At 73.5% G+C, this 12,522-nt stretch carries 11 protein-coding genes; 4 read left to right on the top strand and 7 right to left on the bottom strand.

What is annotated here, in order from left to right; all coding sequences use genetic code 11:
• Positions 1-26 precede the first annotated feature (26 nt).
• Complete coding sequence (locus MICAU_RS02300) at positions 27-1,757, top strand: metallophosphoesterase family protein (protein WP_013283665.1); 1,731 nt, start codon at positions 27-29, stop codon at positions 1,755-1,757.
• 125 nt (positions 1,758-1,882) lie between these two features.
• On the opposite strand, the gene MICAU_RS02295 is transcribed toward MICAU_RS02300, so the two are convergent.
• The 6 genes from MICAU_RS02295 to tmk form a co-directional block, all read right to left on the bottom strand.
• Positions 1,883-2,725 (bottom strand): PSP1 domain-containing protein, encoded by an 843-nt coding sequence (locus MICAU_RS02295; RefSeq protein WP_013283664.1) that lies wholly within the window; start codon positions 2,723-2,725, stop codon positions 1,883-1,885.
• Positions 2,726-2,984: 259 nt separating this feature from the next.
• The gene (locus MICAU_RS02290) at positions 2,985-3,653 is read right to left on the bottom strand and encodes a hypothetical protein (RefSeq protein WP_013283663.1); all 669 of its coding nucleotides are present in this window, start codon (positions 3,651-3,653) and stop codon (positions 2,985-2,987) included.
• Positions 3,653-3,958 (bottom strand): hypothetical protein, encoded by a 306-nt coding sequence (locus MICAU_RS02285; protein ID WP_013283662.1) that lies wholly within the window; start codon positions 3,956-3,958, stop codon positions 3,653-3,655. The genes MICAU_RS02290 and MICAU_RS02285 overlap by 1 nt, the downstream gene beginning before the upstream one ends.
• Position 3,959: 1 nt before the next feature.
• Positions 3,960-4,289, bottom strand: coding sequence for a YbaB/EbfC family nucleoid-associated protein (locus tag MICAU_RS02280; protein ID WP_013283661.1), 330 nt, complete (start codon positions 4,287-4,289; stop codon positions 3,960-3,962).
• Positions 4,290-4,422: 133 nt separating this feature from the next.
• Entirely contained in the window at positions 4,423-5,694 is a 1,272-nt protein-coding gene (locus MICAU_RS02275; RefSeq protein ID WP_013283660.1) for a DNA polymerase III subunit delta', read from the bottom strand.
• Positions 5,691-7,916: a dTMP kinase gene (gene tmk, locus MICAU_RS02270; RefSeq protein WP_244879714.1), complete on the bottom strand. Its 2,226-nt coding sequence runs from the start codon at positions 7,914-7,916 to the stop codon at positions 5,691-5,693. The genes MICAU_RS02275 and tmk overlap by 4 nt, the downstream gene beginning before the upstream one ends.
• 148 nt (positions 7,917-8,064) lie before the next feature.
• Between tmk and MICAU_RS02265 the strand changes: the two genes are divergently transcribed.
• Complete coding sequence (locus tag MICAU_RS02265) at positions 8,065-9,273, top strand: amino acid deaminase/aldolase (protein WP_013283658.1); 1,209 nt, start codon at positions 8,065-8,067, stop codon at positions 9,271-9,273.
• A gap of 80 nt (positions 9,274-9,353) precedes the next feature.
• On the opposite strand, the gene MICAU_RS02260 is transcribed toward MICAU_RS02265, so the two are convergent.
• Positions 9,354-9,929, bottom strand: coding sequence for a TetR/AcrR family transcriptional regulator (locus MICAU_RS02260; protein ID WP_013283657.1), 576 nt, complete (start codon positions 9,927-9,929; stop codon positions 9,354-9,356).
• 219 nt (positions 9,930-10,148) lie between these two features.
• Here MICAU_RS02260 and MICAU_RS02255 point away from each other — a divergent pair, with 219 nt between their 5' ends.
• Positions 10,149-11,465 (top strand): D-arabinono-1,4-lactone oxidase, encoded by a 1,317-nt coding sequence (locus MICAU_RS02255; protein ID WP_041798765.1) that lies wholly within the window; start codon positions 10,149-10,151, stop codon positions 11,463-11,465.
• A gap of 111 nt (positions 11,466-11,576) precedes the next feature.
• Positions 11,577-12,497 (top strand): DUF559 domain-containing protein, encoded by a 921-nt coding sequence (locus tag MICAU_RS02250; RefSeq protein WP_013283655.1) that lies wholly within the window; start codon positions 11,577-11,579, stop codon positions 12,495-12,497.
• Positions 12,498-12,522 lie beyond the last annotated feature (25 nt).

The raw sequence follows: 12,522 nt of genomic DNA, 5'->3' as shown, positions 1-12,522 counted from the left end.
GCCCGGTCCGGACTACCCTGCGGCGGGTGACCGACGAACCGCCGCGCCCACCGGCTCCCGAGGCGCGTCCCGGCGAGCGTGCCACCCGCCGCCCCCGCAGCATCGACCCCCGGGAGCTGGGTTTCACCCCCCGCCGGCCGGTGCCCTGGCTCGCGCCACTGCTCCTGATCAGCACCGGCCTGCGTACGTTGCTGGCCATGCTGTTCGGGGCGTACCTGGACAAGCGTGAGTTGCAGAACGCGTTCAGCGACGGCACGTTCCGGCAGGTCGGGCCGGACGGTGGGCTCTGGCTCGACTACGTGGCCGACCTGGGTGACGGCTTCGACGCCACGTACTCGGTGGCGTACCTGCTCGCCCAGCCGGAGCTGACAGTGGACGGGCACACCCTTCCCCGCGCACAGACACTGGTGATGGGCGGCGACCAGGTCTATCCAGCGGCGGGCTACGAGGCGTACGAGGACCGGTGCAAGGGTCCGTACCAGGCGGCGCTGCCTGTTGCCCCGCCGGAGCAGCCGAAGCTGTTCGCGGTGCCCGGCAACCACGACTGGTACGACGGCCTGACCGCGTTCCTGCGCCTGTTCGTGCGTACCCGGGACCGGCACTTCGGCGGCTGGGGCACCGGCCAGTCCCGCTCGTACTTCGCCGTCGAGCTGCCGGCCGGCTGGTGGCTGCTCGGCCTCGACGACCAGTCCGGGTCGTACCTGGACGACCCGCAGCTCACCTACTTCGACGAGGTGGCCCGCAAGCTCACCCCGGAATCCAAGGTGATCCTGGCGGTGCCGGCGCCGACGTGGGTCAAGGCCGTCGACCACCCCAACGCGTACGACTCGATCGACTACTTCATCCGTACCCTCGTCGCGCCGACCGGGGCGCAGGTACGGGTGCTGGTCTCCGGCGACCTGCACCACTACGCCCGCTATGCCGGGACGGACCGGCAGCTCATCACGTGCGGCGGCGGCGGCGCCTACCTCTACCCCACGCACCGGCTGCCGGAGAAGCTGGAGGTGCCGCCGCGTGACACGCTGACCCGGCGGGCCAGCAACACCCGGGAGTACGACCTGGCTGCGCGCTATCCGGACAAGGCGCGCTCCCGCCGGTACGGCTGGGGGATCTTCGCCCGGCTGCCGTTCCGCAACCCGGGCTTCACGACGCTGCTCGGCACGCTGCACACGCTGCTGATGCTGGCCATGGCCGGGGTGGCGGTGCAGCAGGTGGGCACCACCGAGCAGCGGCTGTTCAGCGTGCCGCTGGCGATCATGCTGGTGGTGGCGATGATGGGCGCGGTGTTCTTCGCCAAGCCGCCCACGGCGGGCGGGAAACGGCACGCCCGGCACTGGATCCTCGGGGTGGCGCACGGGCTGGCCCAGGTGGCGCTCGCCGCCGGGGGCACGTGGGTCTGGTTGCAGCTGCCGTTCTACGACTGGCCGTGGCCGCTGCCGGCGGTCGCCGCGGTGGTGCTCTACGGGCCGCTGAGCGGGCTGGTCGCCAGCCAGCTCGTGGCGCTCTACCTGCTGGTGGCGGGCGCGTTCGGGGTGAACCTGAACGAGTTGTTCGCGGCGCAGGGCATCGAGGACTCGAAGGCGTTCCTGCGGTTCCGGATCGACCCGGACGGCACGCTGACGATCTACCCGATCGCCGTGGACAAGGTGTCGCACGACTGGCAGCTGAACCCCGACCAGTCCCCCACCGCCGCCTGGCTGACCCCGAAGACCCCGCTGACCCCCCGCCTGGCCGAACCCCCCATCGTCATCCGCTGACCCCACCCGGCACACACCGGGCCCCACCCCGTCGATCATGAAGTTGACGGCGAATTCGATCACCATTTCGACCGCTAACTTCATGATCAACGGGGAAACGGAGGGAGGGAGGGAGGGAGGGAGGGTCAGGGCTGGGGGTAGTGCTGGTCGTGGGCCTGTCTCGGGCCGCACACCGACGCGCGGGAGCACATCGAGCGGGAGCCGTCGGCGTCCAGCCGGACCGTGACCGCGTCGCGCGGGACACTGTGGCCGACCACCTTGCCCTCGCCCTGCGGAGTGGACACCCGGCTGCCGACCGCCGGGGCCGACTCCTGGAACTTCTGGTACAGCGGGTGCTCGTACTTCAGGCAGCACATCAGCCGCCCGCACGCCCCGGAGATGCGCAGCGGGTTGAGCGGCAGGTCCTGGTCCTTCGCCATCCGGATGGTCACCGGCTCGAAGTCGGTCAGGAACGTGGCGCAGCACAGATCGCGCCCGCAGGAGCCGATGCCGCCCTGCACGCGGGCGGAGTCCCGGGCGGACAGTTGCCGCAGCTCGACCCGGCAGTGCAGCGTGGCGCCCAGGTCGCGGACCAGCGAGCGGAAGTCGACGCGGTGCGGCGCGGTGAAGTAGATGGTGGTGCGGTCACTGCCGTTCTCCGGCGTGGCCAGGACGTGGTCGACGGCGACCACCTTCATCGGCAGGCCGTGTTCGCGGATCAGCCGCTTGGCGGCGACCTTCGCCTCGGCCTTGCGCCGGCGCAGCATCTCGTCGCGGCGCAGGTCTTCGTCGCCGGCGATCCCTGCGAGTTTCGGGAAGCTGTCGGTGTCCTCGCTGACCCACTGCGCGGCCCAGACGCACTCGGCCACCTCGGGCCCCTCGTCGGTGGGCACCAGCACCCGGTCGCCCACCTGCGGGCGCAGCTCGCCCGGGTCGAGGTAGTAGAGGCGCCCGTACCGGTTGAAGCTGACCGCGCAGAGCATGCCCATACGCCACACCCTACGCGGATCGACGACCGCCGCACGGCGCACCTGTCGCCGCCCGGTCACCCACCGCAGCGATCATCGTCGTCGACCCGGCCGAACCGGCCCCATCGCCTCGCCCGGACGGCTGAATCTCCGGCGGGCCCCTGACAAACACCGCCCGGGCGCGTTGAGTGAAGGCATACCTGCGGGGGGTGCAGGGGAGGCCACGGCGCCGCCGCCGTCACCCGGCCACGGCCGGTCCGGTGCGCGGCGCCGTGGACCGTCAGTAGCCGATCCGGGTGGTGCCGCCGTAGCGCGGGGCGGTGGTGGCGCGGTCCCGCCACGGCGTCTCGGCCAGGCTCGGCCCCCACTGGCGCAGCAGCGTCTCCGCGCCGTCGTAGGCCACCCCGAGCACACCCAGGATCCTCGTCGCGATCTCGGCCGCCGCCGACGCCCCGGCCCGTCCGGCCTCGGCGCCGGGCCGCGTCGCCGCGTGCACCGCGACCGCCTCGGCCGAGCCCAGCACCTCGGCCAGCGCCCGGGCCAGCGCCGCCCGGCTGCCCTCCACCCAGCCGGCCAGCGCGTCGGCGTAGCCCGCTGTCGACTCCAGCCGCCCGACCAGGCTGTCCGGCCCCTCGTCCAGGTGCCGCAGCAGGGCGGCACGTGCCTCGTCGTACGCCGACGCGGCAGCGCCGGACCAGGCGACCTGGTCGGCCAGCAGCGCGCAGGTGTCGTCGTACCCCCGGACGAGCCGGCGCACGGCGTGGCCGGCGCCGGTCAGCGGCGCGGGATGCAGGTCGAGGAACTCGCGCACGGCCGCGCCGGGAAGCACCTGCATGCGGCGCAGCAGCGGCCACAGCCGGTGCCCCTCGGGCGCACCGGCGGCCAGCAGCGTGTCGACGCGGGCGAGCAGGTCGAGCCCCGGCTCGGCGAGGCGGTCGAGCGCGTCCATCAGGCCTCCCGGGCCAGCCGCCGGGCGACCGCGTCGTCGGCGGCGGCGTAGCGGTCGGCGGCGCTGCGCAGCGCCGCCGCTGCGGCGGCCAGCCGGACGGCGGCGGCCTGCGCCTCGCGCGCCCGGTCGGCAGTGGCCACTGTCCACTGGCGGTGCAGCGCACGGCCCACCTCACCGGGGCGGCCGGCGGCGTGCGCGCCGAACGCGGGATGCGGCGGGTCGGTGGCGGTCACCGTGCGGGACAGGGTGGCGAGGGTCGCGCCGGCCTCGTCGAGACGGGCGGCCAGGGCACGCAGCGTCTCCATGTCAGGCCCCCGCCAGCGGCCGGTACGCCGCGAACGTCTCGTTGTGCAGCTTCTCCCGCGCCCACTGGGCCGCGTCGGCGGCGGCCGTCACAGCGGCCTGCACCGAACCGGCCACGTCGCGCGGGCTGCGGTGGTGCAGCGGGCCGAGGAAACGCACGTCGGTGATGCGCCCGCCGGCGGTCACCACCACCTCGACGAGCCCGTCGGGTGAGCGGACGGTGACCTCGACCGTCGCGACCGCGTGGTCGAACTCGGCCTGCAGGTTCTCGATCCGGCGGTAGCGCCGCACCGCCTCCTCGATCCAGGCCTCGTCGATCTCGCCCCGCGGCATCGGCGGACTCCTCCCGGCCGGTCGGCCCGACCCTCACTGAGCGTGCCGCCTCGGTCACCGCGGCATCACCGGACCGTACCGCACGCCAATCGCGCGTGTCGATGCCCTGTGGACAGTGCGGAAAGTGCCCGGCTCAGCCGCGCCAGAGGGCCAGCATCATCGCCTCCACGGCGATCCGCGGCTTGACGTTGGCCTCGATCGCCGCGCGGCACTCCAGCACCGCCTCCAGGCGGCGCAGCGAGCCCTCGGCGTCCCACTTCTGCGCACCCGCACCGGCGAGCGACGCCGTGTCGGTGTGCACCGGGGCGACGGGCGCCCGCCACGCCATGGTGAGCGCGTCCCGGTAGAACCCGGCCAGGTCGACCAGGGCGCGGTCGAGGGCGTCCCGCTGGGCACGGGTGGCACGCGACTTCTGCCGCTTCTCCAGATCCTTGAGCTGACCGGCCGCGCCGCGCATGGCGCCGGCCGCGCCCCGGCCGGTGCCGCCCGCGCCGAGCGCGGTCTGCAACGCCGTACGCTCTGCCTCGTCGATCTCCGCGACGGACGCGGCGGCCTCCGCCTCGGCGGCCTCGATCAGCGCCGAGGCCGCGTCGAACGCCGCGCCCACGCCGGTCAGCCGACGCGGTACGGCGAGCACCGCGTCACGCCGCTGCCGGGCCTCCGGGTCGCGGGCCAGCCGCCGGGCCCGGCCCACGTGCCCCTGCGCCGCCGCGGCGGCCCACTCGGCCACGTCCGGCGCGATGCCGTCGCGGCGGACCAGCACCTCGGCCACCGCTGCCGGCGGCGGCTGCCGCAGGGGTACGACGCGGCAGCGCGACCGGATGGTCACGGAGATGTCGTCCGGGTGGGTGGACGGGGCGCAGAGCAGGAAGACGGTACGCGGCGGCGGCTCCTCGATCGCCTTGAGCAGCGCGTTGCCGGCGGCCTCGGTGAGCCGGTCGGCGTCCTCGATGATCACGATCTGCCACCGGCCGCCGGACGGCGCGCTGGCCGCCCGCAGCACCAGCGCGCGCATCTCGTTGACGCCGATGGACAGGCCCTCGGGCACCACGAGACGGACGTCCGCGTGGGTGCCGGCGAGCGTGGTGTGGCAGCCGGGGCAGGTGCCGCACCCGGTGCCGTGCACGCACTCCAGCGCGGCGGCGAACGCGCGGGCCGCCACCGAGCGGCCCGATCCGGGCGGCCCGGTGAAGATCCAGGCGTGGGTCATGCCGCCGCCCGGGTCGGCCGGCGCAACCGGGCCCGGGTCGCCGTCGTGCTCCTCGGCGAGCGCGTCGAGGTCGTCGTGCCCGCCCGCGGGGGACGTCACCGGCGCGCGCAGCAGGGCGGCGGCCGAGGCGGCGGCCCGCCGCAGCATGGCCACCGCCTCGTCCTGCCCGACCAGATCGCCGAAGACGTCGGTCATCGTCGGGGTTGCTCCATCGTCACCAGCTCCGCGTCGGATAACTCGGGCTGGACCGAGGTGTCCGGGCCCTGCGCCGGACGGGGGTGCACGATGCCGGCCGGGTCGGCGAGCAGCTCGCCCACCCGGCGGGCGACCGCGTCGGCGGTCTCGTCGATCGGGCGGGACGCGTCGAGCACCAGGTAGCGCTTCGGGTCACCGGCGGCGAGGTCGAGGAAGGCGTACCGGACCCGCTCGTGGAACGTCAGCGACTCGGCCTCCAGCCGGTCGGTGCCCTCGGCGCGGTCCTCGACCCGGCTCAGGCCGGTACGCGGCTCGACGTCGAGCAGCACCACCAGGTCGGGCTTGAGGCCGCCGGTGGCCCAGGAGGAGAGCCAGGACACCTCGTCCACCGGAAGCGTCCGGCCGGCGCCCTGGTAGGCGAGCGACGAGTCGACGTACCGGTCGCTGATCACCACAGCGCCGCGCACGAGCGCCGGGCGGACGACGGTGGCTACGTGGTGCGCCCGGTCGGCGGCGTAGAGCAGCGCCTCGGCGCGCGGCGACGGCGCCTCGCCGGGCGTGGTGCCGAGCACCAGGGAGCGGATCCGTTCGCCGACCGGCGTGGCGCCCGGCTCGCGGGTGACCACCACGTCGCGGCCCTGCGCGCGCAGCCGCTCGGCCAGCTCGGCGAGCTGGGTGGACTTGCCGGCCCCCTCACCGCCCTCGAAGACCACGAACAGGCCGCTGGAGACGAACGGCTCGGCCGGCATCAGCGGGCGGCCCCGGATCGAGCCCCACAGGTCGGCGAGGACCGGTACGCCCTTCTTGTCGTCCATCTGGCCGAACGCGCTGATGCCCGCGATGATGCCGGCCGCGCCGGCGGCGAGCAGCAGCAGGCGGGTGGAGGAGATGGAGATGCCCAGGTCGGCGATGGTGAGCTGGCGGGAGCCGCCGACGCCGACCAGGAGGCTGCTGAGCGCGATGGCCAGGATCAGCACCAGCCGGGTGCCGATCTGCACCACCGCGAAGACCCGGCCGCGCACCTCGTCGGCCACCTCGCCGCCGAGCAGCGTGGTGCCGGCCAGGAACGCCATGCCCGCGCCCGCGCCGACCAGGATCGCGCCGAGGATGGCCATGGACAGGTGGATGGCGAACGCGAGCACCAGCACGGAGGCGCTGGCGAGCACGATGCTCATGCCGAACCAGCGGCGGCGGGACATGTCCCGCACGATCATCGGCCCGAGACCGATGCCGAGCGCCAGGCCGACGAAGATCGCGCCGAAGAGCAGCGAGAACGCGGCGTCACCGGCGCCGAGCGAGTTGGCGAAGAACTTGGCCGTGCCGACCACGATGCCGCCGCCGGCGAACGCGCCGAAGATGCCCAGCACGAGGCCGCGGACGAGCGGGGTCTGGCCGATGTATTTCCAGCCCTCGGAGAACTGCCGGAACATGCTCTGCTCGGAGCGCTCGGCCTCGCCGCGCTGGGCGTGACTGATCTCCTTGATCCCGAACGCCACCACGAGCGCGGTGGCCAGCCGGGAGAAGGCGTTGAACCAGAGCGCGAGCTGGGCCGGTTCGGCCCAGCCGGGCAGGTCGCCGCCGACCGCGCCGCGGACGCCGCGGTCCAGCACGGCGAGCGCGACGGCCGCGGCCACCGGCGTGAGGCCGTACGTGGTGATCAGCGTGAGCTGGTTCGCCGCCTCCAGCCGGGTACGCGGGATGAGGTTGGGGACCGCCGCCTCCTTGGCCGGGATCCACATCAACGTGATCGACTCGATCAGGAAGGTGGCGATCAGCGCCCAGCCGACCACCAGCCCGCCCGCGGCGCCGGTGAGCGCGTACAGCGGGATCGAGGCGAACAGCACGAAGCGCAGCAGGTCGCAGATGACCATGGTCCACCGGCGGTCGAACCGGTCGGCGAACACACCGGCCACCGGGCCGAGCACCAGCGCCGGGAGCAGCCGGATCGCCGTCACACCGCCGAACGCGGCACCCTGGGCGGTGCTGCCGGAGACCTGGGACGCGGCGAACAGCGCGGTGGCGAGCAGGCCGAGCCAGTCGCCGAACGAGGCGGCGCTGAGGACGATCCACAGCCTGCGGAACGGCCGGATGCGCAGCACCGAGCGGATGGCGGCGACGCCGGAGTGGTCGGCGGCTGTCCCGGGCGACGACACGCCGGGCGACTCGCCGTTGTTCTGGCTTTCGATGGCCGTACCTCCACGTGCCGGCCCAGGTCTGGGCATCCCCGGTGGAACACTCTAGTCGCGCAGGAAGGGTCGTCCCCCGCGACATTCACCTGCTCGCCGAGCCTAGGCCGCCGGGACCACCGCCCGCAGCCCGGACAGACGCGAGGGTATTTCGCATTGCCGTCCAGACAGTTAGCGTGCAGACGTGGCCATCGACCGTGACAAAACTCGCGATCGTCTCGACCGGGCGACCGCTCACCTCGACCCGCCGTACGCGGTGGTCGACCTCACCGCGTTCGACGCCAACGCCGAGGCGCTCGCCGGCCGGTCCGGCGGCAAGCCGCTGCGCGTGGCGAGCAAGTCGGTACGCGTCCGCGAGCTGCTGACCCGGGCGCTCAAGCGGCCCGGATGGCACGGCGTGATGGCCTTCACGCTGCCCGAGGCGCTGTGGCTGGTCCGCTCCGGGGTCAGCGACGACGTGCTCGTGGCGTACCCGACGGCCCACCGGGGCGGCCTCGCCGAACTGGCCGCCGACCCGGCGCTCGCCGACGCGGTGACCTTGATGATCGACGACACCGCACAGCTCGACCTGATCGACCGGGTGTGCCCGCCCGCACGCCGCCCCGCGCTGCGGATCTGCCTCGACCTGGACGCCTCCTGGCGCCCGCTGGGCGGCCGGGTGCACGTCGGCGTGCGCCGCTCCCCGGTGCACAGCGCCACGGCGGCCGGCGCGCTCGCCGCCGCCGTCGCCGGGCGGCCGGGCTTCCGTCTGGTCGGCCTGATGTCGTACGAGGCACAGATCGCCGGCCTCGGCGACGCGCCGCCCGGACAGGCGATGCTCGGCTCGGCGATCCGGGTCGCGCAGCGCGGCTCGTACCGGGAACTGCTCGCACGCCGCTCGGCCGCGGTCGGTGCGGTACGCGAGCACGCCGACCTGGAGTTCGTCAACGGCGGCGGCACCGGCAGCGTGGCCGCCACCAGCGCGGACCCCGCCGTCACCGAGGTCACCGCGGGCTCCGGCCTGTACGGGCCGACGCTGTTCGACGCGTACCGTGCCTGGCAGCCGACCCCGGCGGCGTTCTTCGCCTGCGCGGTGGTCCGCCGCCCGGCGCCCGGGCTGGCGACGGTGCTCGGCGGCGGCTGGATCGCCTCCGGCCCGGCGGCGGACAGCCGGCTGCCGCGGCCGTGGCTGCCGGAGGGGTTGAAGCTGCTCGGCGCGGAGGGCGCCGGCGAGGTGCAGACCCCGCTGGCCGGGGAGGCCGCCGACGGCCTGCGCGTCGGCGACCGGGTGTGGTTCCGCCACGCCAAGGCGGGCGAGCTGTGCGAGCACGTCAACGAGGTGCACCTGGTCGAGGGGGACGCGGTGGTCGCCACCGTGCCGACCTACCGGGGCGAGGGGCACGCCTTCCTCTGAGCCGCCCCGCGGCTCTGCCCCACCGCCGTGACGACGGCGGGCCCCGGCGCACTCTCAGAACCCGCCGTTCAACGTGCCGCTCAACCCTGGTGGACGGCCTCCGTGGGGGCGTTCACCTGCCGGTGCAGGTACTCCCGGATGAGCGCCTTCGCCTCGACCAGCACCCGCTCGTCGCCGTCGGTGCGGCGACGGAAGGCCAGCTTGATCAGGGCATCAGCGGCCTCCACCGCGACCTCCAGGTGGAACCGCAGGTCGGGCACCACGGCCAGGCCGAAACGCTCGGTGAGTACGCGGGCGAGCTGCTCCGCGATGACTCCGTTGTTGTCCCGCTGGTCGTCCAGCAGGTGCAGGTCGACCACGTCGCCGAAGTGCAGGGTACGGAAGCCGGGAACGGTGCGGTGCATCGAGATGTACTCGTCGATCGCCGCGTCGACGCCGTCCCACCAGTGGGTCAGGTCGTCCGAGGAGAACCGCTCGTCGAGCCGCTGGAGGTAGGACTCCATGGTGCGCAGGGTCAGCGCCTGCACGATCGCCCGTTTGTCCGGAAAGAACTGGTAGACCGACCCGATCGCCACCTCGGCACGCTCGGCGAGCAGGGTCGTGGTCAGCCCTTCGTACCCCACCTCGTCGACGAGCTCGGCGCAGGCGTCCAGCATCCGCTGGACCCGCGCGACACTTCGACCCTGCACCGGTACCCGACGCAGCGGCCCGGTCGTGGCGGCTGGTGTGGACACTCGGCGCCACCCCCCTTCGACGGATGAACATATCTGCACGTCACGAGTCTGTGACTACCGGTACAACGAGCCGGGCTCGATTGCGGTATTTACCAGGCACAACGTTCCTGATATGAATTCAGTTCATATTCATGTCGAGGAGTGGCCGCGATGACCGGTACCACCGCCACCTGGTCCAACTGGGCCGGCAACCAGCACAGCACCGCGCTCCTCACCGTGCGCCCGCATAGCGTCTCCGACGTGGCCGAGGCGGTGCGCCAGGCCGCCGCGGCGGGCCGGACCGTCCGGGCCACCGGCAGCGGCCACTCCTTCACCGCCACCGCCGTCGCCGACGGGCACCGGATCGACCTCGCCGCGCTGGAGACGGACGTCACAGTCGATGTGGCGCGCCGCCTGGTCACCGTACCGGCCGGGATGACGTTGCACACGCTCAACGAACTGCTCGCCGGGCACGGCCTCGCCATGCCGAACCTGGGCGACATCGACGCCCAGACCATCGCCGGTGCGCTGTCGACAGGCACCCACGGCACCGGGGCGAAACTGGGCTGCCTGTCCACCTTCGTGGTCGGGCTGACGCTCGTCACCGGCACCGGCGAGGTGCTGCGCTGCTCGGCCGAGGAGAACCGCGACGTCTTCGACGCCGCCCGGGTCGGGCTCGGCGCCGTCGGCGTGCTGGTCGAGGTCACGCTGCGCTGCGTGGACGCCTTCGTGCTGCGCGCGCACGAACGCCCGGCCCCGCTCGCCGAGGTGCTCGACGACCTGCCCGGCCTGTACGACGCGCACGACCACGCCGAGTTCTACTGGTTCCCCTACACCGACCGGGTGCAGGTCAAGACAAACGACCGGGTACCCGCCGACGACCGGCCGCTGCCCCGCTGGCGCGGCTGGCTGGACGACGAGTTCCTCTCCAACACCGTCTTCGCCGGCGCCTGCCGCCTCGGCCGCGCCGTACCCGCCCTCGCACCCCGGATCAGCGCCGTCTCCGCCCGCGCGCTCACCGAACGCACCTACACCGGCCGCTCCGACCGGGTGTTCTGCACACCGCGCCGGGTCCGCTTCGTGGAGATGGAGTACGGCCTGCCACGCGAGGCGCTGCCCACCGCGCTGGCCGAGCTGCGCCGGATCGTGGACCGGCTGCCGTTCAAGGTGCTGTTCCCGGTCGAGGTGCGGTTCACCGCCGCCGACGACATCTGGCTGTCCCACTCGTACGGGCGGGACTCGGCGTACATCGCCGTGCACCAGTACGTGGGCATGCCGTACGAGCCGTACTTCCGCGCGTTCGAGCAGGTGGCGACCGAGTTGGGTGGCCGGCCGCACTGGGGCAAGCTGCACTGGCGCACCGCCGAGTCCCTCGCGAGCGCCTACCCGAGATTCGCCGACTTCCAGTCCGTCCGCGCCCGCCTCGACCCCCACAACCTTTTCCAGAACCCCTACCTGACCCAGGTCCTGGGCGCTTGAGGATCTTGGTACGAGGACGCCCCTCGAGGGGCGTTTCCGTACCAAGATCTCGACGGCTGTCCACAGGGGCAGCAGGGACGACGGGACAGCGGGTGGGATTCATGTGTGGAGATGCCGGGGGATGACGCCGACGAGTTGAGCTGGTTGCTGTTCCATCAGGAACGGGTGCTCGAAGCGACGCAGGCTCGACGGTTCCTGTCCGAGAAGGCGATCCGCCACCGGCTGGGCAGCGGGCGCTGGCGGCAGGCGCACCGGCGCGTCTACGTCACCCACAACGGGCCGGTGGGTCCGAAAGAGTGGCGTTGGGTGGCGGTGCTCGCGGCGGGACCGGCGGCGACGCTGGGTGGACTCACCGCGGCTCAGGCATGGGGCCTACGGCGCTACGAGAGCCGGCTGGTGCATCTGCTGCTGCCGGCCCGGCATCAGACGCGAACCCTGCCACCGGCTGTGCGGATCCATCGCACCACCGCACTTCCGCCGGAGGACGTGCTCACCGTCGGCCGGCCCCGCCGGACCATGCCGGCCCGCTCGCTCGTCGACGCGGCGCAGTGGGCGGCGACCGACGAGGAGGCACGGGCTGTCATCGCGGCGGGCTTCCAGCAACGCCTGGTCTGGGGCGACGACCTGCACCGGGTGCTGGAACGGCTTCCCCGGGCGCGCCGCCGTCGCCTGATCCTGGCGACCGCCACGGACGCGGCGGGCGGAGCCCACTCCCTCGCCGAACTCGACTTCCTCGATCTCGTCCGTCGGGCCGGGCTGCCCGAACCGTCCCTCCAGGTCGTGCGGCGGAACGCCACCGGGCGGCGGCGCTACCTGGACGTCTGGTTCGAGCGGTGGCGTGTGCACGTCGAGATCGACGGCGGGCAGCACCTCGACCCGAGGACCGCCTGGGCGGACATGCAGCGGCAGAACGACGTCTGGGCCACCGGTGACCGGGTGCTCCGCTTCCCCGCCTGGGCGGTCCGCAACGACCCCACCCGCGTCGTGACCCAGTTGCGTGCCGCCCTGCGATCCGCAGGCTGGCCGGACTGAGATCTTGGTACGGCCCCGCCCCTGG

The sequence above is a fragment of the Micromonospora aurantiaca ATCC 27029 genome, assembly GCF_000145235.1.
In the GTDB taxonomy this organism is placed as follows: domain Bacteria; phylum Actinomycetota; class Actinomycetes; order Mycobacteriales; family Micromonosporaceae; genus Micromonospora; species Micromonospora aurantiaca.
The sequence above is the reverse complement of the archived record's forward strand: the minus strand, read 5'-3'. Positions and strand labels throughout refer to the sequence as shown.